16 protein-coding genes are annotated in these 23924 nt (G+C 45.6%); 4 read left to right on the forward strand and 12 right to left on the reverse strand.

What is annotated here, in order from left to right:
- The first annotated feature begins 11 nt into the window (after positions 1–11).
- Complete coding sequence (locus AC5JL3_RS16745; RefSeq protein ID WP_496075557.1) at positions 12–2246, forward strand: NACHT domain-containing protein; 2235 nt, start codon at positions 12–14, stop codon at positions 2244–2246.
- Positions 2247–2322: 76 nt separating this feature from the next.
- Here the strand turns inward: AC5JL3_RS16745 and AC5JL3_RS16750 are convergent, their stop codons facing one another.
- The 3 genes from AC5JL3_RS16750 to AC5JL3_RS16760 are packed head-to-tail and all read right to left on the reverse strand — an operon-like array spanning position 2323 to position 6651.
- Positions 2323–5229 carry a WD40 repeat domain-containing protein gene (locus tag AC5JL3_RS16750; protein WP_496075558.1) on the reverse strand — a complete coding sequence of 969 codons (2907 nt, stop codon included), beginning with the start codon at positions 5227–5229 and terminating at the stop codon, positions 2323–2325.
- Positions 5226–6455 (reverse strand): hypothetical protein, encoded by a 1230-nt coding sequence (locus AC5JL3_RS16755; protein ID WP_496075559.1) that lies wholly within the window; start codon positions 6453–6455, stop codon positions 5226–5228. Before AC5JL3_RS16755 ends, AC5JL3_RS16750 begins: the two co-directional genes overlap by 4 nt.
- 40 nt (positions 6456–6495) lie before the next feature.
- Positions 6496–6651, reverse strand: coding sequence for a hypothetical protein (locus AC5JL3_RS16760; RefSeq protein ID WP_496075560.1), 156 nt, complete (start codon positions 6649–6651; stop codon positions 6496–6498).
- Between the two features lie 84 nt (positions 6652–6735).
- Here AC5JL3_RS16760 and AC5JL3_RS16765 point away from each other — a divergent pair, with 84 nt between their 5' ends.
- Both AC5JL3_RS16765 and AC5JL3_RS16770 read left to right on the forward strand, forming a co-directional pair.
- Positions 6736–7113: an IS630 transposase-related protein gene (locus AC5JL3_RS16765; RefSeq protein ID WP_496075561.1), complete on the forward strand. Its 378-nt coding sequence runs from the start codon at positions 6736–6738 to the stop codon at positions 7111–7113.
- Positions 7114–7164: 51 nt separating this feature from the next.
- Complete coding sequence (locus AC5JL3_RS16770) at positions 7165–7611, forward strand: IS630 family transposase (protein WP_496075562.1); 447 nt, start codon at positions 7165–7167, stop codon at positions 7609–7611.
- On the opposite strand, the gene AC5JL3_RS16775 is transcribed toward AC5JL3_RS16770, so the two are convergent.
- The 7 genes from AC5JL3_RS16775 to AC5JL3_RS16805 all read right to left on the reverse strand — a co-directional run bounded on the left by AC5JL3_RS16775 (position 7608) and on the right by AC5JL3_RS16805 (position 19912).
- Positions 7608–7838, reverse strand: coding sequence for a hypothetical protein (locus AC5JL3_RS16775; RefSeq protein ID WP_496075563.1), 231 nt, complete (start codon positions 7836–7838; stop codon positions 7608–7610). The genes AC5JL3_RS16770 and AC5JL3_RS16775 overlap by 4 nt on opposite strands.
- Positions 7838–10693 (reverse strand): CHAT domain-containing protein, encoded by a 2856-nt coding sequence (locus tag AC5JL3_RS16780; RefSeq protein WP_496075564.1) that lies wholly within the window; start codon positions 10691–10693, stop codon positions 7838–7840. Before AC5JL3_RS16780 ends, AC5JL3_RS16775 begins: the two co-directional genes overlap by 1 nt.
- An 18-nt stretch (positions 10694–10711) precedes the next feature.
- Positions 10712–13075, reverse strand: coding sequence for a tetratricopeptide repeat protein (locus AC5JL3_RS16785; RefSeq protein ID WP_496075565.1), 2364 nt, complete (start codon positions 13073–13075; stop codon positions 10712–10714).
- A gap of 27 nt (positions 13076–13102) precedes the next feature.
- A complete protein-coding gene (locus AC5JL3_RS16790) occupies positions 13103–14428 on the reverse strand; it encodes a CHAT domain-containing protein (protein ID WP_496075566.1) in 1326 nt (441 codons plus the stop codon).
- A 50-nt stretch (positions 14429–14478) separates the two neighbouring features.
- Positions 14479–15399, reverse strand: coding sequence for a hypothetical protein (locus AC5JL3_RS16795; RefSeq protein ID WP_496075567.1), 921 nt, complete (start codon positions 15397–15399; stop codon positions 14479–14481).
- Between the two features lie 368 nt (positions 15400–15767).
- Positions 15768–16415 (reverse strand): hypothetical protein, encoded by a 648-nt coding sequence (locus AC5JL3_RS16800; RefSeq protein ID WP_496075568.1) that lies wholly within the window; start codon positions 16413–16415, stop codon positions 15768–15770.
- 149 nt (positions 16416–16564) lie between these two features.
- Positions 16565–19912: a DUF3987 domain-containing protein gene (locus tag AC5JL3_RS16805; protein ID WP_496075569.1), complete on the reverse strand. Its 3348-nt coding sequence runs from the start codon at positions 19910–19912 to the stop codon at positions 16565–16567.
- A 232-nt stretch (positions 19913–20144) separates the two neighbouring features.
- On the opposite strand from AC5JL3_RS16805, the gene AC5JL3_RS16810 reads away from it, so the two are divergent.
- Positions 20145–20486, forward strand: coding sequence for a hypothetical protein (locus AC5JL3_RS16810; protein WP_190501275.1), 342 nt, complete (start codon positions 20145–20147; stop codon positions 20484–20486).
- Between the two features lie 121 nt (positions 20487–20607).
- On the opposite strand, the gene AC5JL3_RS16815 is transcribed toward AC5JL3_RS16810, so the two are convergent.
- Together AC5JL3_RS16815 and xisF are read right to left on the reverse strand one after the other, a co-directional pair.
- Positions 20608–22278 (reverse strand): helix-turn-helix transcriptional regulator, encoded by a 1671-nt coding sequence (locus tag AC5JL3_RS16815; protein ID WP_496075570.1) that lies wholly within the window; start codon positions 22276–22278, stop codon positions 20608–20610.
- Positions 22279–22321: 43 nt separating this feature from the next.
- Positions 22322–23924 (reverse strand): fdxN element excision recombinase XisF (gene xisF, locus AC5JL3_RS16820; RefSeq protein ID WP_496075571.1); only part of this gene is annotated, 1603 nt, incomplete at its 5' end.

Below are 23924 nucleotides of genomic sequence, written 5' to 3' on the forward strand. Positions count from 1 at the left end.
GGGTGCGGACAATGGCTCCTCCCGATGATCTCAATGGAATTCTAGACCGCATTGCCAACGGAGAAGAAACCGAAGGCGATCGCCAACTGCTGCGGCAATTACTTCGGGAGAAACAGAGTCAGAGTGTGGTACAGCTCGGCAAGTACACCGTTAACCTGGGGCAGGGGCGGGAAATTCAAGTAGGCGATCGCATTTACCAAGGTGCGGATGCGGAAACAATTAAAACGGTGATTCAAGCCGTCCTACAGCATCCGCCCGTTGTGCGATCGCAACTGACACCCCAGGAATATCGGAATCGACAGGCTTTACTCAACAAAGTCAAAAACTTCTGGGTTCAGGGCGTGCTGGAAACGTCTCTGCATCATCAGGTTGTCATTCAACTCGGTTTAGAAGATCGCTCCCATGTATTGGCAACTCCCTGGAATTTGGTTGTGGAGACAGCGGATCGTACTCAAACCATCTTATCCGAAGGCACAACAGTCCTCGACTTGTTCGATCAACTCGGCACTGGACGCACACTGCTGATTCTAGGAGAGCCAGGGGCAGGCAAAACAATTACCTTGCTCCAACTTACCCGCGAACTCATTGCGCGAGCCGAGCAAGACATGGATCACCTGATTCCCGTAGTGTTCAACCTCTCGACTTGGAGCAGCAAATGGCATAGTCTTGCCGATTGGTTGGTAGCGGAATTGAATACAAAATATCAGGTGCCCAAAGCGATCGCCCAACCCTGGGTTAGCCAACAGCAACTCCTCTTGTTGCTCGATGGTTTGGATGAAGTTCGAGCTGAATACCGAGATGCTTGCGTAGTTGCCCTCAACCAGTTCCAGCAAGCCCAAGGGACGGAAATGGTGGTGTGCAGCCGCATTAAGGACTACGAAGGGCTTTCCCATCGCCTCACCGTGCAGCGGGCAATTTATTTGCGATCGCTCACTCCAGAACAGGTCGATGGTTACTTGCACAGTCTCAACACTGACCTGATGGGGTTGAGAGAGCTATTGGCAAACGATGCCATCTTGCAAGAACTGGCGCGATCGCCACTGTTGCTAAACATTATGGTACTGGCTTACGAAGGTATTAACCTTGAAGATTTACCAAAAACCTCTGTAGAAAACCATCACCAACGGCTATTTAACACCTACATCAATCGCATGTTAAAGCGACGGGGAGCTGATAGACGCTACTCACCCACGCAAACCATCCGATGGTTAAGCTGGCTAGCCCAACAACTACAGCGTTCCTCCCAAACCATCTTCTTGATTGAGTGGCTCGATCGCCGTTGGCTGCAAACAGCTAGAGAACGATGGATTTATATCATTATGAGTTCGCTCATCGTTAGCTTTGCATTGGCATGGATTGTTGTTCTGAGTATGGGCTTTGGTCGGCATTGGCTCAGCATCGGGCTATCGTTTTGGACTGTGTACAGTTTCTTGAATATCTCGTCAGCTTGGGCTGTGATGAAGATTGAACGAATGCATCCCGGTTCCCGCCAAAGTTTCCTGCAACGGTTGATGGACAGCCTATGGCTTGGGCTAGCGGTTGGACTTATTCTGGGGACAGTCGCTGGAATTGAGGAAACCCCTCAGGTGGGTCTGCTCGTTGGTGTGCTGACATTGCTGACCCTTGGATTGCTTGATTGGTGGATGGGTGGAGAGATTGGTCAGAGTTATTTCAAACCTGTAGAAGCGTTGAAATGGTCATGGATGAATGTTAGGAACTATATCTTGTTTGGGTTAATTGGTTCTACACCGTTTGGATTACTGCTAGGACTGACGGGAATATTGGGACCAACACTTATTCATGGATTGTTATTAGGTATGTTGGGAGGTGTCATTATGGGACTATTTGGCGGTCTTCGTTCAGGTACTGAAGTGGAGACGCGAACCATCCCTAATCAAGGAATTTGGCAGTCTTCAAAAACATGGGTGATCATTTCGTTCGCAGTTTCTTTGAGCCTTTCTCTAGGGATTTATTTGTTTGATTCGTGGCTAACGATTCCCCAGTACTGGGGATTGTTCTGTGGGTTATTTGTCGGATTGCTGACAGGTGGAACGGCTTGTATTGTCCACATCAGCTTCCGAACCGTGTTTCATTTTCACCAACATATGCCCTGGAATTATGCCCAGTTCCTAGATGACTGTTGCGATCGCATTTTTCTGCAAAAAGTCGGCGGTGGCTATATTTTCATCCATCGTTTGCTGATGGAGCATTTTGCGGCTATGCAGTTTGAGGAGCGTGGGAAGTGAGAGGCGATTCCTGCGGATAGCTTCGCTTCACGCACCTGCTGCGCCAGTTCATCAACCGAAAGCTGGTCTTTTTCCGCTAATTAGTATTCCAGACATACTTCTGACAGGTACTCTTAGCCTCTTTTGCTGTGTTATTTTGTGGTTTAACAAAGACTGGGCGCTCCCGTAGGTTGTTACAGGCAACCTCAAGTAATGTTTTCCAGTCATCAGGCGAAAGTTTTCCAACAGGTTCGTCCTGTAAATTCCACAGACGTGAGATTCCGTCCCTACTGCTACTGACAATAGTCTTTCCATCAGGGCTAAAAGCAACAGCAGTGACAGCACCTCTAGAGTTATAAAAAGTTCTTACAAAAGTACCACTTAATAAGTTCCACAGGCGTATAGTTCCGTCTAAACTGGCGCTGGCGATATACTTACCATCGGGGCTGAAAGCAACGGCAGTGACAAAATCCGTATGACCAACAAGGGTTTTAATTTCTTTGCCAGTTGTTGTGTTCCACAATTTTACGGTTTTATCAGCACTACCACTGGCAATAGTCTTTCCATCAGGGCTAACAGCAACAGTAGTAACAGAATCAGTAGCGCCGTTAAGGGTTTTAATTTCTTTGCCAGTTGTTGTGTTCCACAATTTTACAATTCCATCTGCGCTGGCAGTAGCAATAATCTTTCCATCAGGGCTGAAAGCAACAGAAGTAACAGCATTACTATGCCCTTTAAGAGTTGCAATTTCTTTGCCAGTTGCTGTGTTCCACAATTTTACAGTTCCATCTGCGCTGGCAGTAGCAATAATCTTTCCATCAGGGCTGAAAGCGACAGAAGTAACAGTATCCGTATGACCACGCAGAGTTGCAATGAGCTTGCCCTCCCGTGTCCATAACTTCACAGTTTTATCAGCACTAGCAGTAGCAAGAATCTGCCCATCGGGACTGAAGGCAACAGAAGTAACAGCAGCTTGATGATCACGCAGAGTTGCAATGAGCTTGCCATTCAGTTCTGATAATCTTACGTTTCCATCCGCAGCGGCAGTAGCAATAATCTTTCCATCAGGGCTGAAAGCAACAGAAGCAGCAGAACCTTGATGATTAAAAATAGCGACTTCTATCGCTTTGCGTAGACTATCCTGAACAGGGGTAAGAACCCAACCTAATTCTGACTGGCTCAGACCAACCACTTGAATTGCAAAAACTAGTCCATCTTCAGGAGCGATGGACAGCAAAGCCTTCACTTTATCTGCCTGTTGAAGCAGTGTTACTTCTATCAGCTTGCGTTCAGCTATAGACTTTTGGATAAAGGCAAAGGTGGTTAGTCCAGCCAGTGCCACAAATACTCCAGTAACAGTAGCAAGTATTAAACGACGGTTATTAAGTTCTGCCCTTTCACTATGTCGAATGAATTCCTTTTCTAGCTCATTGAGAGCTTCATATTTCTGAGCATCCCCAAGCAATGCACCCCTTAGCAATGCACTTCTGTCTTTTCCCCGTGCTTTCCACTCCTCTGCTGCTATAGTTAGACGCAGGCGTTGGCGCATATTTACCCGTTCATCTTCTAGCCAATTGACCAACCGGGGCCAGTTGCGTACCAAAGCCTCATGAGCAACCTCAACCTGGGCATCATCGGGCGTATCCCCCTCCGTTAAGCGTACTAACCGCGATTGAATCAACTTATCTAACACTCGGTCAACGCGATCACGTGCTTCCCCAGCCTGGTACAGTGTTTTACGCTGGATGCGGTTGCTGGTGACTTCCAGTCCTTCCGTGGGTCGAACCATTCGCAATAGGATGCGTTTGACCGTCACCTGCTCTTCAGGAATTAGCTGCTCGTAAAACTCATCCGCACTACGAGCCAATGCCTGACGACCACCACCCAAACGTTTATAAGTTTCCCAGGTAACTCGATTGCGCTCCCGGTTGTCCCACAGCTTCAGCAAGGTAAACTGCAACAGAGGCAACGCTGCTGGTTCCCCCAAAACATCCTGAAGCAGCGCCTCAACCAGCCCTTCTTCAAATTTCAAACCCACTAACTCGGCGGGTTTTTCAATCGCCTCCCGTAACTCGCTGGCATCCAGTGCTGTCACGCGAACCTGGGCTTGCTCAAATAAGTCCTTGAAAACTGGCACCCATGCCACTTGGCTCTCAAAGTCCGTTCGCATCGTGAGGATGACAGTGTGCCTGACTCGTGGCGACTGAATCAAACCGATGAGGTTGTCAATGAACGCCTGACGCACGTTATCATCGCGGCATAGCGTGAACGCTTCCTCAAACTGATCTACGACGAGGACACTGGGTCTGTTGCCAAACTCATTGCTCAGTTTGGTTAAATGGTTGGGGTCTTTCTGAAAGCTCTCGACTTGCTGCTGAAGGCACTCAGTCGCTTTAATGTCATGAGGTTGGGTGAGTCGAGCCAGATTTTCCAATGGATTAACTCCTGGCACCATCGGCAAGTAGTAGTGCCAGTTCTCGCTACCTGAGAGTACACCTACCTTCAGCTTTGGTAAGAGTCCGCCCAATACCACTGATGACTTACCGCTGCCAGAAGAAGCGACGACGGCTAATAGACGGTTTCTCTTGAGGTGATTAACCAGTTTCTCTAAAAGACGTTGGCGTCCATAGAAGAGGTTTGACTTTTCCTCCCGGAATGCCTCTAACCCCAGGTAAGGACATCGCGCATCATCCAGTTCTGGAGCCAATGCTGGGTCAAATTCAGCTAAGGTGGCATCAGGGGGTTCGCGCCCAGCACGGTACAATATCGCTGACCAGTAATCTAGTAAACTTTGGCTAGCCCATCGGTCTTCGTCGGTGTCTAGCAGCGCACCAGTCGCTCGCCCCCGGTAAATAAATTCCTCCATCTCTGCCAGCAATTCGGGTGTACTGCCAGTCTCGCGATGGCGTTTGAGGAGTTCGCTGTGAGCTGCCCGTAAAGAAGCCAACGAAGGAAAGCGGTTTGTGGCATCGTCAGTTGTAAGGGAGATGCTAGAGTTACTCATCCAATCATCCTCAGTACAGATGCCAAGGGTTCACCGACTATCCGCAAATTGCCGCACAATCGCTTCAGCTCCACGTCAACTCGGTAAAAGCGATCGCCTGCACGCCTGCGGTAACTTCGGAAGTATCGTTTGACTTTGACAGGATTTTGTGATGTGATCGCACTGTCCAAATTCTCACTATCTTTCTTAAACGAGAGCGCCCATTCGTCTATGCTACTGTTGCAGAGCGATTCTGCCATCGCTTTCAAATCGAGCCAGGACATTTCCAGTTCAAAAGTATCCTGTTCTAGATTGGCTTCAATCCGGCGTAGTTCTAAATCGAGTTCCTGCCAATCGTTGTGAGTGTGAACGAGAACTGTTAGGCTGCGATCTAGGTTGGCGAGAGCCTCCACACCGTCTTTGAACTGGCTGGTTTTCTCTGGATCGAGTTCGCCATGTGCCAGATTGTCTCGCACGCAGGTCATTGCCTTCACCAGGGCAGGCAGGCGTAAGGCGCGTGCTGCGGTATTTAGACTCGTATTGATTCGTGAAGGCTGGATAGCCAGCACTCGGTTGATGAGCCGGACAGCCTTGTCAAGCAGCCGCGTATCAAGGTTCTCAATCGCTCTGTGTAACTCTTCAGTCGCTTCTCCAAGAACCTTTATCCACTTGGTTTCATTGGTAGCTAGGGCTGCCTGGACTGCAACATCTCGCATATTGGTCACGATTCCCTGAAGCGTTAACTCATAATCCATAAGTTTGTCTAAAGATGTGTCGTCATCCGGAAATCGTTTGGCTTCGTGAACAATAACGCCATAGCATTGGAACTCCAGTGTATGCAACAGGTCATGCAAGTCCTTGTAGTTGCCCACAACATCGATTTGTTCGCACACAGCCTGAAAATCGGTGCGGAAGGCAACTACAGCCGCACGCACTTCAGGCGCTGCCATCAATTCAGTCAGGGCATTTAAGCCGTTGCGAACAGACTGGCTGTTGTATCCATACTGAAGTGATTGCAGCTCGTCTTGGATAATTTTTCTAATTGTTTCAGCATCTGCTCCCCTGTAGATGCGATCGCCAATTTGAATATCTTGCCCCTGTCCGACGTTGATGCCGTATTTGCCTAGCTGCAACAAACTCTGGCGATCGCTTGAACTCAGTAACTGACGTAAGGCAGTTATGTCGGCTTCAGCGTCCTTACCACTGGCAATGCGATCGAGGATGTTGCCTAGCTCATGAGAAGTCATCGTCTACTAGGAGCTTCATGCTTGTTCCATACTAAACCGCCTACCAACTTCGCTCTTCAAACCTTTCTTGAGCTTCTTCACGTTCAAGATTTCTTTGAAGTGCCTGAACTTCTTGCTGGGCAAAAACCCGAACCTGGAAATTTTCATCCTTCAAACCAAGCGCATAGGCGATGAGGTCAAGAACTTCCTGGAACACCCGTTATAGCAACCGCCAAGGCGGTTAAGGCATAAACTAGAAGTAGACATTGATGAAACCTCCGGCTATGCCTCCGTTAAGCCCATGCCCAAACCCTACAGTTACGATCTCCGTCAAAAGGTAGTCCAAGCGATCAAGCTGGATGGGTTAAAAATTAGTGAAGCCAGCCAAATATTTAGTATTAGTCGCGACACGATTAGGCTATGGCTAAAGCGGGAACGAGAAACTGGGGAATTTCAAGCGTTGCCGAATAAACCGCTTGGGAATGGTCATAAAATCACTAGCTGGGAAAAATTCAGGGAATTTGTAGAAGTTAATGGAGATAAAACCCAAGTAGAGATGGCATCACTGTGGCAGGGGGAAATTAGCGCCAGGACTATATCAAGAGCTTTAAAGAAAATTGGGTTTAGTCGTAAAAAAAAACTTATGGTTATCGAGAGCGCTCGGAAGTTAAACGACTGAAATTTCAAGAAGAGCTAGCGATGTATAGACCGGAAGAAAGAGTCTATATAGATGAAGCAGGAATGGATAACAGAGAAGATTATGGCTATGGTTGGAATGAAAGAGGGAAAAGATTTCATGCTCTCGCAAAGCGGGAAAAGACAAGGAAGAATTAATATGATTGCTGGCTATTGTAATGGTCAGCTATTAGCTCCTTTTACTATTGAGGGTACTTGTAACAGAACAGTATTTGAAAGTTGGCTAGAAACTTGTTTGATACCATCACTGAAACCTGGACAAATAGTGATCGCTGATAATGCTACCTTTCATAAAGGTGGGCGTATTACTGAATTAATTGAAGCAGCAGGTTGTCAGTTAAAATACCTACCCTCGTATTCACCCGATCTGAATAAAATTGAGCAATGCTGGTCATGGTTAAAGAGCCGAATTCGTAAGCAATTAACTCAATTCAACTGTCTGAGGGATGCAATGGAAGCTGTGCTTCGCACAGCGACTTAACCGCCTTGGCGGTTGCTATATATAGCTTCGGCACTTGCACCTTGATAGATGCGATCGCCCACATGAATATCATGCTCCTGCCCAAGGTTGACTGCATATTTGCCCACTTGAGAAACAATTTGAGTGCCACTGCCAAACCACTGCCGCAGAATCGCCATATCTGACTCAGTTTGCTGATGGTTAGTGATGCGGTCAAGGATAGCATTCAGTTCATCGGGGACAGTCATCACTGATGATTCTCTAACTGTGTTGTAGCTTCGCCAACTAGAGTAAAGGCAGACCACTGATAAGGCTCAGAGTAAATCTTCTTTTTTGTATTCTTGTCCACATAGTTCTTTGTGTTCAACATTGCCTGACGCAGAGCTAAAGCTCTGTCCAGTTTTCCTGACTGTGATTGCTCCTTCAGTTGCTTATAAAACTCTGTCATCAAGAAGGCTGTTGAGTTGTCATCTACATTCCATAAGGAAACAATCGCGCTGGAAGAGCCAGCAGTAAGCGCAGACCGAGACAGACCAATCACGCCATCCCCGGTTAGTCTTCCTAGCGCGGTATCGCAAGCACTTAGGACAATTAACTCAGCTTGTAGCTTCATTTGTGAAATTTCACTGGCAGTGAGCCAACCATCATCGTTTTCCAACGCATCTAAAGCGATTGCTCCTGGGACTTCTGCGTACTCTTCGCAATTATTCAGTAAACCGTGAGTTGCCAGATGAATCATTCGTGCCTGAGGCATTTTTTGTTTAACCGCAGCTTCTGTTTTATCCTCCATTGCTTTTCCTTGGAAAAGATTAAAAGCAATATCTTTTGCTTCTTTTGCTGCTCCTGGTAGTTTATCTAACTGTACCTCTTGAGAACAGAATTTTTTTGGCTTGGCATCTTCTATGCCCAAAATCAACCAATCTTTATTTTCTAAAAAATTACCACTAAACTCCCTATTTCGTTGTCGTTCACGGATTATATCCAATGTTTGAATTGAGGGAGCAACCAAAATTGCATATTTTTCGATTAGGTATTGTTTTTCCTTAGTATCATAGAGAGCAGCAAAAGGAACCTCGAATAAAGCACCTTGAGGAATAAAGATAACTTTCTCATCTTCTTTTGACAAGAGCTTAAGATCCTTTCTCTTCGGATCAGTTTCCTTCGGGTCAATTAAAGTTTGATAATATTTTATTAAAACATCAGTTATATCTTTTTTAGAAATTTGTTTATCTGATTCTACTTCATTTGTATCTTTCTTATTGCTACGAATTTGAGCACGTAGAATTGAACTTCCGATAAGATTAGCTGGTCTATCCCCTGGAGGCAATTTTTGCTTAAACTGCTCAAGATGCTTTTCCAATTCATCCAGATCGACTTGCTTGAAAACTACTTTTTCTTGGTTAGGTTTAACTGCCCAAATATAAACAAAAGGATTATGACCAATAATCGAATTTTCTTTTTTTATATGTGAGTAAACTACTAAAGTAGCTTGCTGTTCTTGAGCAATTTTTTTAATATCTTGGATATTTAGAATAGCAGAGTTTTCTCTATCAGTCTTTAACTGCTTTGCCAGAACATCTACGAAAGCTCTTGCTCTTCCTCTTTCTGCAACCTCTAACGCTAGCTCAGGCTGGTTATTACTAATGTAAACTTGTTGGAGATTGAGATAGGTTGTCTGTTGAGTGTCAAATATAAATACTTTTTCTGTTTCAGTTAACCCCTTCCGGAGAGACTCCCTTACACTTATCGCACCCTCCAAATTTTGTATGGCTTTATTCAGGTTTTCTTGAGCTTCAGAAGATTTGTTTTGGGCTTTACGGATTTCGCTAATCTGAAAATAAGATACTCCTAATAAGTTTTTTGCATTCCCTATTCCAGGTAAATCCTCAATAATTTCTGAAGTAGTTAAGTAATTTTCAGTAGATTTAATGGTTTTATCATAAAAATCTAGAGATTCTTGAAAACGTTCTGGGGGACGCTTAAGATTAGCTATTGAATAGTAAATACCACCTAAACCACCGTGGGTAGATGCTACTAAACGACGGTCATCAATTTCTTGAGCAATTTGTAAACGTTGTTCATAACAATTTATTGCCTGCCCTAAGTCTGAGTCCTTCTTAGAAGGTGCTTCATAACAATTTATTGCCTGTTTTGAGCTGGAGTCATTTTTGTAACCATCACGCTTCCAACGACTGTGGTAAGCACTTGCTAATTCCCCTAGAGCAATTGCCACTCCTGGTTTATCATCATTATCTTTAGCAATTTCTAAATGATCTATATAGTTAGCCATTGCTTCTTCATAGCTTCTTTGCATGTGGTGAGCATGACCTAAACTACCTAAAGCAGCCCCTTTTAATTTAGAAAATTCTTTCCTTTCTTCTTTAGTTAATTCTTGATTTTTTTCGAGAGTTTCATTAATAACTTTCAAACGCTCCATATGAAGGTTAGTTGCTCGCTTATAGTCACCTAAACTAAGGTAAACGCTTCCTAGTCCCCCTAGAGCTATTGCTCGTGCTCTATCACCTTTCTCAGGAACAGCCAAACTATCTTCGTAAAATTCGCGAGCTCTTGGGTAGTTTCCCATTAGATAATAAGCGTCTCCCAAGCTACTCAAAGCAGCAGCCTTTTCTTTGCTATCATTGATTTTTTCAGCAATATTTAAACGTTCTGTATAACAATCAATCGCTTTTTTGTAATCTGCTTTGTTATGGTAAACAGTTCCTATACTACCAAGGGTTATCGCTTTTTTCTTAAAATTTTGCTCTTCTTGATAAAATTTTAGCGCTATTTCAAAATTTTCTAAAGCCTCCTTATATGTATAGTTTTCATGCTGTTTTTTCCCCTTTTCAAAAAAGGTATCAGCTTCTAGAGTAGTAGGTGTTTGACTAGTAATTGGGCTGTAAGTTTTATCTTGTATAGTATTTTTTGCACAACGACTTGAGATTTGAGTAGGAGTTTTGCCAGGAACTTTACTAGGATTTTGACTAGGAGGTTGTCCGGAATTTATTTGAGGAAGGATTTGCCGATTGTAAAAATTACAAGATACCAATCCAGTCAATGCAGCAGTAAAGAATAAAAGCAAAGCAATAGTTCGCGAACGCATAAGATTAGCCTATTATTGTCAAATAATATTAGCCACATTTCTCAGTTCAGACAAATTTTGGTAAAGTCTGACTGTAAACGGATGGTCTTTACCGAGTTTTTTCTCAAGAATAACTAGGGCTTGCAGATAGAGCGATTCTGCTTGGGTATAACGTTTCAAAGAAGTGTAGAATTTGGCTAAATCGTTCAAACTGACTGCCACATCAGGATGCTCATTTCCCAAAAGCTTCTGACGCATCTCCAGTGCTTGAATGTAAGTGGTTTCTGCCTTAGTCTGATAACCCTGCTGGGCATAGATGAACGCTAAGTTATTAAGGCAGTTTGCTACATCGGGGTGTTCTTCTCCTAACAAGCTTTTGAAAAGCTCCAGTGCTTGTACGTACAAAAGTTCTGCTTTAGTATAGTATCCTTGGGCGTCGTAAAGTCGTGCCAAATTATTCAGACTCGTAGCTAGATAAATTTCTTTTTTTGTACGTTTATAGACGATAATTGCTTGTTCAAACAGGGGTTCCGCTTCGAGGTAGCGTCCCTGAGAGAGATAAAGGTATGCTAGGTTGTTGAAACAGTCTGCTACATCCGGATGTTCAGAGCTTAACAAGCGTTGCTTCATCTCCAATGCTTGCTTGTATAAAGCCTCTGCATCATCGTATTTTCCCTGAAGATTGTAAAGAATTGCTAGTTGATTGAGACTGTCAGCTACTTGAGGAGTTTCTGCACCTAGCAAACGTTGTCTCATCTCCAACACCTGTTTACATAGGAGTTCGGCTTCTGAGTAACGACCTTGTAGCCTATAGATATATGCTAAATGGTTAATGCTAGTTGCAACGTCAGGATGTTCGCTACCGAAGCGTTGCTCGCTCAGGCTACGGCACCGGTCGTACCAGTCAACCGCTTGTTGGTAAAAACCTTCTCCTTCGTAAAACCGACCTAGACCCTCAAAAGGTTTGAGTGTGTCTGTATCAGTCAAGTAGCGATTCAATGTTGTGGCAGCTTCACCCACATGCGGCATGGTAGGTGCTAGTTCTAACAGCAGGTCGCGAGTTGGAGTTTCTGGAATTTTCTGGGTAACAGCTACCATTGCTTGACAGAACTGCCGTTTAAGTTCGTCAGAGTTGGTTATGCTAACTTGCTTTGCCTGGAAGAATTCTCGAATCAGCTGATGTAGATGATAAATACCTGCTCCCCTGCGCTGGAGCAGGTTGAGGTTGAGTAGGTTATCATCCCGCAGTTCTTCCAGCTCATCCAAGTCTTGCTCTGACAGACACAGCTCAACTAACGACCAAGGGATGGGGGCTAGGGCAAACAAGCTCAGTAAACAACCTAACTGTTTTGTTGGCTCATCTAGTACCTCCCAACTTAGTTCAAAGGCAGCAGCAACTCCCAAAGAGGCAGTCATGTCAGCATCAGGTTTAGAAAGCGATCGCTCATCCAATCTCTTCTTCTCCAACCGTTGCTGCATTTCTGCCAGAGAAAGGTCAGGTTTACGATCAAGATAGCGCCCCACCAGCTCCAATCCCAAAGGTAAGTATCCTAACCAAGCACAGAGTTTTTTTGCATTATCCAGTTCTCGCTGGATGCGCTCTGCTCCTACTAACGATTCCAGCAGTGCTAGTGCTGCTGACTCATCTAGCACGTCAATTTCCAACTGTTTGACCGATTTGCCCAACCGCAGGCGGCTGGTCATTAACACTTTGAACCGGGATTCAGCGGGGGGCAAGTAGGATTTGATGACTTCGTAGTCCGTGACATCATCGAATATCACCAGTACCTCACCCGCTGCCCAATGCGTCCAGCAGAATCCTACCTGACCCGTTAAGTCCAAGTCTTCAGGGGGTTGAAGCTGGAAGCGCGATCGCCCAAACTGGACAATCTGAGTACCTACATTCAACCCCTTTGCCCGTAACCAGCAGATGCCGCCTTGATAGGTTTGCTTGCTGGAGAGAGCATATTGCAATGCCAGTTCCGTTTTACCGATGCCCCCCATCCCTGCGATCGCAGACACAGCTACCCGCTCATTTTCCTGAAGCTGCTGGTGCAGAATTTCCAGTTCTCGCTCCCGACCAACAAACTGCACCACACCACTGCGAGGTAAGTTCTCAGGAATTCCAGTCAGTTTAGTGTTGGGCTGAAGTGCCTGTAAAGCATCTCGTAAGATTTCCTTGATAGCTTCGGCATCGGCACCTTGGTAGATGCGATCGCCAAGGTGAATCTCTCCTCCAGTTATTTGCCCAATGTTGGTGTTAAACTTGCCATCCTGTGATAACAATTGCAGCGCACTACCAACCATGCTGAGCGATTGGCGTAGCTTGGCAATATCCTCCTCCTCCCGTCTGCCACTAAGTATGCGGTCAAGAATATTAATCAGCTCATCATGGCTAGCCACTTTGTTCTTTCCTTACTACGCAATACCTTATCTGCCGTTATTTTTCTTTTGGGATGATTCTGACTGGTAGTAATCATCTCCAATCCTGAAGTGACTGGCTTGACCAAAAGTCATGCTTTTATCTCCGTACTGCTTTACATCTTGGGTAACTTGAGTATTACCTTCTGGAGCAGGCTGTTGGTTAGACTCGCTGGATGCCGTATTAGCCTCGGACTCAACTTCCCCACCCTCCTGACGTTTGAATAGATAGCCATCTTGTACGCGCATGAAGATGATAGGGGTTGCAAAATCACGTTTACGATATTGGGTTGAACCGAGGGCTATGGCACGTCGCCCATACTGGGCAGCAATATCTACTGGGTCATCTACCGCTAGCTGTTGATAGAAGCGACGGGCAAACCGACTCGCAGTGCTGTTGGTGACTTCATACTGCATAGCCACCACAACAGGGATATTTTGTTGAACAATTCTCGACGCGGTTCCCACAAAAGCCTGGGATGCAGACAACATTCCTCCTTCACAGGCTTGCAACATCACAATGCCAGGTCGATGTTGATTAAACAGTTCGCTGAAATAATCCGCATCTACCCACATTGCCTCATCAAACTCTGGGTCTACGAAGGCAATCTGACCCACCTCTTGATTGCCCTCATTTACCAAACGTCCATGACCAATAAAGTGAAAGATGTGAGGTTCTTTCGACAAAATAGTATCAATCGCGTCAGGATTGGCTGAGTTCACGATAGGCAGCAACTCAATGCGGTTTGCCTGCTCGCTTGCTAGTTTTTCTAAAGCTTCTTGTACTGGTTCATAAGCAACAGGCGGTAAATCTGGAGGAGCAGACACAACCAAAGCAATTCTCAGTTTTTCATCCTTATCCAACTGAATCGGTTGTGCCGGAATCCATTGCGAGCGACGACGGGAGAGAACAAAATCCGGCACCGTTCCCATCCAGATTGTTCCTAAGTTCGCTCGTGCAGGCAAACACAAGAATTCCCAAGGGAGGGCAGCCACCTCAGGCATTCCTTGTTCATCGATATCCAGTTCAACTCTAAGTAGTTGTTTCTCCTGTTGCACTACGTGATGGTAAAACCTAACAAAATCCTGGCGCAGCTCATCATTAAACAGAACATCGAATAAAGCTTCTCCCAAGGCGCGTGCCTTACTGGATTCATTCAGTTCATCTTTTTGACGAGCGATTTGCAACAGGGGGGCAATCTCCTCCAGCTTCTCCTTGTAGCGAAAGACTCCAGAGGGTTGTCCCAAATCTTGATGCTGAGCATTCCACTTTTCCACCTGCACCCGCTCGTAGTTAGCAACGCGAATGCGATAGGTGTAGTACGTCTTAGCCATAGGTTGCTGCCTCTCCAATTCAGTTGACTTATCACTTACAAATAAGCTGCCTATGCATGACTAGCTGCTTTGGGTAGAGTCAGCGTCCACTCCTCAGCATCACCACGAGCAAACCGACTTGCCACTTGATTCTTTTGCCGTAGTAGCTGCTTTAATTGATCTGACAACTCACCGAAGACATCCCGTATATCAGCCGTGAGACAATTGATATCTGGTTCAGCCCATGCTGTACCCCGCAGAGTAATAGATTCAGTTCCCTTCGGTACTTTGAAAACAATTGCAAATTTCGCTGTCCCAATTTTTTGCAGATCTTGATCCTGAATACGCCAGTAGCAGGTAGAGTTACCTTCACCATTAGTAAGGATTTCAGGATGACCGAGTTCGTATCGATAGGCTGGAACAGCAAGGAACGCCTTGAAATCATCCTTGTTAGCTACATTCGCCTTTAGCTCACCTGGAAGCGATTGCAACAGTTGAGCCAACTGAGAGCTATCCACTCCGACATTCCAATCTAGGTTGCCATTTAATCCCACCTCCATACCGACACCAGAACTCATGACCGAGCGCCATTGCTGTGTCGGAAACAGGTTCTGAATAATTGGCTCACCGCTCCCTTTCGGTCCGAAATCAAGCTCACAGGTCAATCGCCAGAATTTAGCAGCCCGCTCAGGACGCAGATCAACGGTGTGTGTCATGTAATAAAAGTCGAACTGCTCCTGCATCTGTTGCTTGTAGATGTCGTTCAGTTCAGTACCACTATTTTTGAATGTCTCCTCTGTGAGATAAATCAACCTATCTGTAGGATTGCCAAAGCTGACCTTTGTTTGAAACAGGCTGTCAACAGCTTCTGCCCCCACGCCTAGTTTTGTACCACCAGCTAGAGTCCCCTCCCACTTTTGAACCTCTTGAAACAGGTCAGATAATAAAGCGTCTGCCTCTTGTAGCTTAGGAGGGGTTAGTTCATCGGTCATCTTAAGCATCTCCTTGGGTTTTCAATAGGTTGCTCGCAGAATCTAGAATTTAAATATTGACATAAATTTGATTATGTGTATTAGATTTAACAGCCGCAACCACCGCTAACTGTTAGCTCATCATCCATACTTCACCATCTTTTAGATATTTTCCTGACTGGCAAAGGTTAGCTCTGAAAACTTTCAGTGTATTTTCACGAATTGGCGCTGTCAGAACGGGTATGTAATGAGAATGCGTTTGCTTACCGTAACTTGTAGTTAGACGTTACAGAAAACCAAGGGGAAGTCTTTCACCAAGTATAGATATTGACCCCTCAACTCAACCTTGCGCTGGCTCGTTAACTGTAATGCTTAACTAGACGTTACGCTCAACTACAGTGATCGCTATCTACCAACAATCCAGATTTTTTGCCTAACTGCACGGCTGGTTTTTCATAGTAAGAGTGCGATCGCAACGAGTGAGGAAAATTAGCGATCGTCAAACGAGACATAAACCCCGGTCGTGGCTCCCAGGTTACTTTAGACTTTGTGGAAAGCTTGCCGTCTACCCCCACTGACTCAACTTTAATCCGACGCTGCTTCACAGGTCGGGCAATCAGACTGGTTTCGATGCCCATCAAGGGAATGAGGCGATTAATCTCATCGCACCAAGCCTCGCAGTTGTGGGATTCCGGGCAGACTTTTCCTTGTTGAAAAAGAGCTTGGTGGATCATCTCGTGGAGCAACACGTCCGCCGCGAATTTCTTACCTAGTAACTTACCGCGTCCCCAGGCGTTAGAAGCTGGTTCGACAAGAGCTTTGTGCAAGGTAATGGCATTGCGCCAGGATTCATAAGAGCCAAGTGATTGTCCGTGGGCTGTAAGTCCCCAAAAAATACCACCGGGTTCTAAACTTCCGTCCCAATAATGTTCGTTGAAGATTTCCCACTGTTCGTAAGTCCAGCGACCGTACCCCCAATCTGAGATATCTGCCGCTGCTTTAAGGATTTCTAATTTTCCTTTTGATTCTGAAGTCAAGGTGTAACTCCTAACAGAGGTTACAGGCGGCGCGGGAATTTTTTGTGTAACGTCTCTATGCGTTACGGCTGTCACGGGTACGCATACCCTGAGAAACCCGGCTGTAAGCCGCTTAATGAGCGCTCGGGGTAGGGGTGATGAGCAGAGCGCTAAGTCGCTAACCTTAGCTCTGCAAGTGGTACTGGCTTGTTAATCAAGTCAAGCTTGGCGTAATCGCCATCAATAGCCGTGATTTCAAACGGGGCTAACTCTTCGCAACAGGAAGGGCAGTTTTCCCAAAAAACGCGATCGCCTACTCGGAACTGGGTGGATGAGGTGGGTTCAGAATTCCAAGAAGTGGGAGCAGCGCCTTGGGGGGTTGGTACTTCTTCCGTCTGATTTTTCGATCGAAGCGATCGCATTCGATCACCCCGATCGAACGCCTCTGTGTCTTCCCTTACTAGGGTTTCATCCGTTTTTCGATCGGTTCGATCAGAAACTGGGGGTATGTCAGACAATTTCACTAAAAGAGAATCATCAGCGTCAAGCTCATAGGCGAGGGAGGGGGAGCGATCGCATTGATCGAATAAATCATCAGACTCCTCAACCAGTGGGGCTTTTTCCGTTCGATCGGAGCGATCGCATTCTGATCGAACGCGATCGCAATTTTTAAAAAGCCCATCCTGCACCCTGCCATTAGCCACCGTATCAGGCACAGGAGAATTAACACTATTCGAGAGCATAGCGCTGTCACTTTGGCGAGAAGGCATTTGAGTTGATCGCTCGGCTCCCAGTGCTACGAGTTCTTTGCCGTCAAACAAAACCTGTTGGGGTTGTGACTGAGCAATGGTTTTGAACATCTCCTGAACCTCTGGCGATCTGAGCGGCTTACCATCTTTGCCCTTGTGCCGACGCCACTTGTTGACAACGCGGCTGGGGTTAATTCGCCTTTCTGCCAAGCACAAGGACAGAATGTTCATCAGAAACTCGCTTAGTCCCTGTTCGGGGGACTTAGTAAATTGAGCTTGCACTAATCGGAACTGACCGATGTAGAAACCAGCCAAGCTAATTGCCCGATCCAAGGTGTCTAACTCCAAGCTGAAGAAGTTAGATTTTGGAAGGTAGCAGTGTTCGACGCAATGAAGAATCAGGGCAAGCCGCATGAGGTTGCTGCACATTTTCCCCAAGAAGTAGGCAAAGGCTGGGTTGCTGTGCAAATAGGTCTTGTAACCCTTACGGTACTTTTCCCACTGACCTTTCCAGCGCTGCATGGCTTGAGGACTGAGGTAGACTAACCCGGTTGGGAGTAGAGCCAGTCTCTCGTAAAGCTTGCTGAGCAGTTTATCCAAGCTGACTTTGATATCCGACCATTGATCGAAATGAGGGTGGAGCGCCGGGATAGCAGCAAGGATGCGAGATTGTAAGCCATCGGCATCTGTATGGTTGCCGTCTGGGTTAAAAAATTGACTAGCTGGTTCTATTTGTATGCCTCCACAAATAGTCAATAACTGCATCTGGAACCGAAAACTTTCATTCTCGTTCACCCGATCCACGTTTCCTCTTAAGGGACCATTCCAAGCCTTCAGTAAAAACTGTCGGGCATTGCCCTTACCGGGACACTTGAACTGATCTAACCCCTTGAAAAGCCCCAATAACTCGTCGGGTGCCCAGATAGAGCCAGCGCAAGCGGGTTGTTCTGAAATTCTGCGCTTTATTGCTTCAATTTCGCCTTCATCGAGCAAATACTTTCGACATTTGCCAACTTCTGACTTTTTGTAGTTAGCTGGGTTGTTCAGGGTATCCTGTAAAGCCTCTCGCTGCTCGGCTGACTTATTCCTCCAGGCTTCCTCTAACTGATAAAGCGTTGCTTTGCTCGCTTCATAGCGGTTAGCTTCCGCCTCTTGCAGGCGTTGAATCGGATTGAGGATAGCACGATCAGCATCTGATTTCCCAGAGCTAGGAGGAGCGATGGTAGCTGTCCAGACGTTTGGATACTCAATCCAGCAATCGCTCTCGGTTTCTCCTTCCTTGGCAACCAGACCGACGCTCGCACCTATAATTCCCCCTACGCCTGGTAGCAAATTTTGAATTAGGTAAATTGGGTCAATCCGCGAAGACTCGCTTTTAGTCAACAGACCTGGGATGAGTGGTTCAGGCAGAAGCTCTTCCCAGTTGATGGTTGTTGCTTTGAGCTGATAGTCAGCTAACCTCTGGAACTGAACGACGTTATCCGATAAATCCTGCTGCTGAGTTTTCTCGCTAAGCCGCGCATCGTATACTGATCGAACTTCTTTGGGATGTCGATCAGCTTCCCGTGCTAATTCCGAAAGCCTTAGCTCTAACACCGACTCGGATAATTCCCGCTCGATTAGGTCGTCAATTCGCTTTGATAGTTCCTCAGAGTTGAGAGTGCTTCTCAGGGCAGCAGGATGCGGAATTACCTTGTTACTCGGTTGGCTGGGGTTACCAGACTTGCGCTCTAAACTACTGGGAATCGATACACCAACTTCCCAAGCTAGCTGTTGCACGAGTTCTATAAACTCTCGTCCTCGCGGTGAGCCGTTACCACCTGCAAGACGATGGCGGTACTCTACCACCCCGCCGCCAATTTCACATGCTGGGCATCGCCACAACCAGATGCCGCTTTTCTGTTCGCAGTAGAAAGCCGTACCCGACTTAGATTCGTGCCAGAGGCAGTTGCCCTTGAATTTACCGCCAGGGTATTCTTTGAGGTTGTGTCCCGACCAATTGAAAGCCTGCTGAGCTGAAAACCTCGGCAGTATATCGTTATTTAATAAGTCTGTCAGTTGTGTGTCACCGAGTAAGTTGCTACGCCGAGGTAGCTTAAGTGTGCTTGGATCGCTCTCAGCTTTTTTAATCAGGGGGTAGATTCCGATATCTTCTGGTTGCTCAAATACTGGTGGATACTCGCTCCATTGCATCCACTGGTAAGCAACACCCGTAATTCCGACTGTTGGAGGCAGGAGCGTATGTCCGCCGTTCTTGCTGATCAGTTCCCCAACGTGGTGACTCCCATCAGACTTGAGGCTAAACCCAGAGTTAGCTTTGAAGTTTTCCGGTTCCAGACTAAAGGCGACTAAGAAGCGATAACCGCCACTGGGAGTCCGAAACATGGGAGCTGTTTCCAAGACTGGGTACTTTTCGAGCCACTCTTGTATTGTGCGATCGCAGGCATCGGGAGAGGGGAAGTCTTTGCGATCGAAGTCAATCCATCCAAGCCAATGCTTTCCGTTCCAACCACCTAGCGTGCCTATCCCAGTCTTCGGGTTGGAGAACCAGGCATCGAGGATTTCCTGCAAGGGTTGAATCTCTTGCCATTGCTTCCAGTTGACTGTCTTCAGATACTTTCCATCTAGGAAGCAAGGCTGTTTGGGTTCTTTGCCCTGTTTTGCTGCCTCGATCGGACATTCGGGCAGTGGCGGTCGCCCTAGGCGCAGCAGCCACTGGATAGTTTCTCGAACGGTCTGAGGAGCTTGGGGCTGAGGTGTCGTGAACATTTTTTAACCTTCTCCTCTTGCCGTTTCATGCCTAAATTGTGTATGGGTATTGGCTATTTCCCTGAATTTGCTAAAGTTAAGTAGTAGCACCATACTTTTTCTTACCAATAATGGAGCTTCGTACCGCTAAGCGCGGTTGCTTGATTTCAAATTCGGTGTCTCCAGGTTGGGAAAACACTTTGCTTATAGTACAGCTAAATTCACTTACAGTGAAGTATTACCTTGGTTTTTAATGCTGATCCACGAAGCCTTTAACGAGACTCTGAAGCGGTATAAAATTAGTGGTAGAGCCTTAGCTCAGGAAGCTCAGGCTAGCGAGAGTCTCGTGTCGCAGTTTAGGCACGGTAAGAAAGGCGTAACCGATGACATGCTCGATAGCCTTCTTCAAGCGATGCAGACGATTGCTCCGGGGTCACGCAAGTATTTCTGTTCGCTCCTAGCCGGGGAACCAATAAAGCTGGGTGTAAGCAAGGGTGAGTTTAAGGACATTTCTGAAGACGAGATTCCTGAGTTGTTGATTGCGATCGCACGCCGATGGAGAGCTGGTGACAACGAAGTTGTGCAAGTAAGTTGATTGGGTTTAAAGCTTCCCAACGACTTGTCTTATATTGATAGATCTTTACCTAGGACAAACAGACAGAAAAAGCAATCGTTTTGCTCTTCTTGCGAAAGCTATCGCGGAGCGAACAGAGCAGCTATTCTGGCAACTTTGAGTCTACCGACTGATTAGCCTTTTCAACCCACCGTTTGATGGCATGGATTGGGGTTCCTGTAAGCTTAGAAATCTCCTTGTAGCTTTCTCCCTCAGCATGGAGAAACAAACATTGTTGTTTGAGTTCATCTGAATATTTATGCCGCTTGACTAAACCCACTTGCTTAGCCCAGGTGCCGATTGAAGTCACAGAAACTCCAGTAGCTGCCTCAACTTGATCGGCAGTCATTCCTCCAGCATAAAGTTCTAGGCACTGCTGCTTAATTTTATCAGAGTAGCCTAGCTGCTTAACGATGTTAGCTTTTACGGCCCACTCCCATATTGTGCCTCCCGGAATTTCTGTAATGGCTTCAATTTCCTTCAAAGATTTCCCTTGGGTATACCAATCTAGGCAAGTTTGTTTGACCTGTTGTGAGTAGCATTTGCGACTTCTACCAATACCAGCAACTCGTGCCCATGAGTTAACTGTTTGTTCAGAAATTCCCGTAATCTCACTAACTTCTCTGGCCGCCTTTCCTTGGCTGTAAAGCTCCAAACACTGTTGCTTGACTTTAGTGAAGGCAGTGTACTCCTTCTCAAGATCAGCTAATTTGACCCAATTGCTGATAACTGCTAAGGGAACTTCCGTAATCGTTTCGATTTGCTCAACAGACTTGCCTTCACTGTTGAGTGATAGACAAATTTGCCGAACCGCATCTGGGTAGGTGGCTTGCTTTCTATTGAAATTTTCCTTTCTGAGCCATCGGTTAACGTTATATCCTTTTATCCCCGTTAGTTCCTCAATTTCCTTCACGCTCTTGCCTTCTACATAGAGCGACAGACAGGTTAATTTCAAATCGGTTGGATGAACTTTGGGACCTCGATGGATGTTCGTTATAAAAGCCCACCTCCTAACTGCATAGGCGGGAATTCCTGTACTCTCCTCAATCTCTTGAGGAGACTGTCCTTCCATGTAACGTAATAAGCACTGCTGTTTAATATCCTCAGGGTATTGATGGCTTTGCCATACATTAGCTTTTTTAGCCCACCACCTGATGTTAGCGACTCCAACTCCTGTAAGTTTTTCGATTTCTCTGAGCGACTTACCGCCCATGTATAGCGATAGGCATAGCTGCTTAATTTCATCACTATACTTGCGCTCCCTATACACTCCAGCTTTTTGGGCCCACTCTCTGACAGGCTGTTGAGTAACTCCAGTTATCTGTGCAATTTCTCTAGGGGACTTGCCTTGAATGTACAGCTCTACGCAAGTCTGTTTGAGTTCTGGAGCGTATTGAGTAGTGCGTGCTGGCAGATCTTGTTCTCTGGCCCAACGTCGAATCGTTTCCAAGCTAGAAACTCCAGTTTGCTGTCGGATGTCCGCTAGTGGATATCCCTTTTCGTACAGCTCTAAACATCGTTGCTTTACTTCAGGTGAATAAATGTGAGGATTTGGTCTTAGCTCAATGGCTGGAAAAACAGCCTCTAGCTCAGTTGCCAGCCACTTCTGGATTAATAGCCCTAACTCTTTAGCGTAGGGGCAACTGGCACACTCCAACCGAGACCCTGGAGTTGGGCAGCCGCAAGCTGGATGCCAATTCTTGAGAACCTCGGCTTCAGCTACTGCGAATCGGTTGGCTGCATTAATAAATCTATCGATGGGTAACTGAGACATCTTGAAAAAACCTTGATCATTCTGTTAGAGTTAGGAACTTTAGCTAAATTTTTAACGAAACCGATATAACCTCCCCATTAGAGATAACAACTCGCTCCACAAGCTTGCTATAGAAAATTTCTCTCTCTGACTGAGTTAACGTATTCCAATAGTTAATATTTCTAGCCATGGGATGACCAATAATCTGGTGAATTGTTCCATCGACAGGAATCCGCTGCTGGCACTGATTTAAGAGTTCTTCAATTTGTTGGCATATATCTTTCCGGGCTTGCTTGAGTAAAGGATTAGATTCTATACCTGGAACTCTGTTGATTCCAACTAGCTGTTCTTCTAATTCCTGAATTCTAGGGGATGAAAAAGAAATGTTTTGAGGTTCGTAGGATTCGGTGTTAAACTGATTGGCTCGGATAAATAGCTCTCTAATAATAGTTTGCTCAATTTTTTCTATCCGGACACATTTCCTGTTGGTGCAGCCAGCGCTTGAATGTCTGCAACCGTAGTAAGCCAGATTGTGAGAAGACACACGCTTAAGAATGCACTTATATCCGCAAACTTCGCAAAAAATTAATCCAGTTAGATAAAAAGTCGCATTAGAGCGGATGTGTCGTGTACTGTTGAACTCAAGGATTTCTCTAATAGCTGTAGATTCTTCTTGAGTAACTATCTTTTGAGTAGGATGAGTATCATGTCGGATATCCCATGCCTCCGCTTGTTGAGCATATCTATTTTTATTAATCTTTTTATAAGCTGTATGACCTTCGAGTACCGGATTAATTAACCAACTTTTTAAACCACTGACATCTTTCCAAAACAGTAATTCTTCTGCCTCGACAAGAATGACTCTTACTTTTCTACCATTAAAATTTTTAAAGAGATTTTTCCGAGCAACACCGTATTTATTGTAAAGGTGTTCTAGAGTTTTTCTAAGACTTCTATGCTTCAAGAAAATTTGGACAACATCTTTAGCAATGTCAGCTCGGCTTAATGCCATTAATTTAGTTGAATTATCAGGTTCTTGTGTCAGCTCAAGATAGTTATCTGGTCTTTGTTCTAAAAGACAGATGCAAGGATTTTGATTAAGTTGGTATTTATCTTGATAATTTAGGTACCCCCATGGTGGTCTACCTGATGCTTTTGACTGATTGCGGCGATGTTCAAAACCTCGCTTGACTCTTTCTTGAGTCATCCTTCTTTCTTGAACAGCAAAGAGAACTTGCATATCTGCAAAGAACTCTCCTGATGCAGTCTCTAGATCTACAGGTCCTTGGTCAAGCAACAATAGCTCAACATTAAACTCTTGAAGAATTTTCTTGAACTGCAAATAAAGCTCATAACTTCTAGTTAGTCTATCCCATCGCGTTGCCACAATTCTTTTAATTTTTCTTTCACGAGCTAGAACCATTATTTGATTGAGTGCGTCTCGATCAATTTTTGCTCCTGAATCAACATCAGAAAAAATTAAAGACTTCTTTATGCCATAATCTTCCACTCTTGCCTGTTGTTGTTCTAAGGCATGAGTTCCCGAAGCTTGTTCCTCAGTTGACTCTCGTATGTAACCTACTTCAACTGGGTCAGTTAGGTTTTCAGATTCGTCAGTTAGGTTTTCAGATTCGTCAGTTAGGTTTTCAGATTCGTCAGTTAGGTTT

It is taken from the genome of Symplocastrum torsivum, assembly GCF_059505465.1.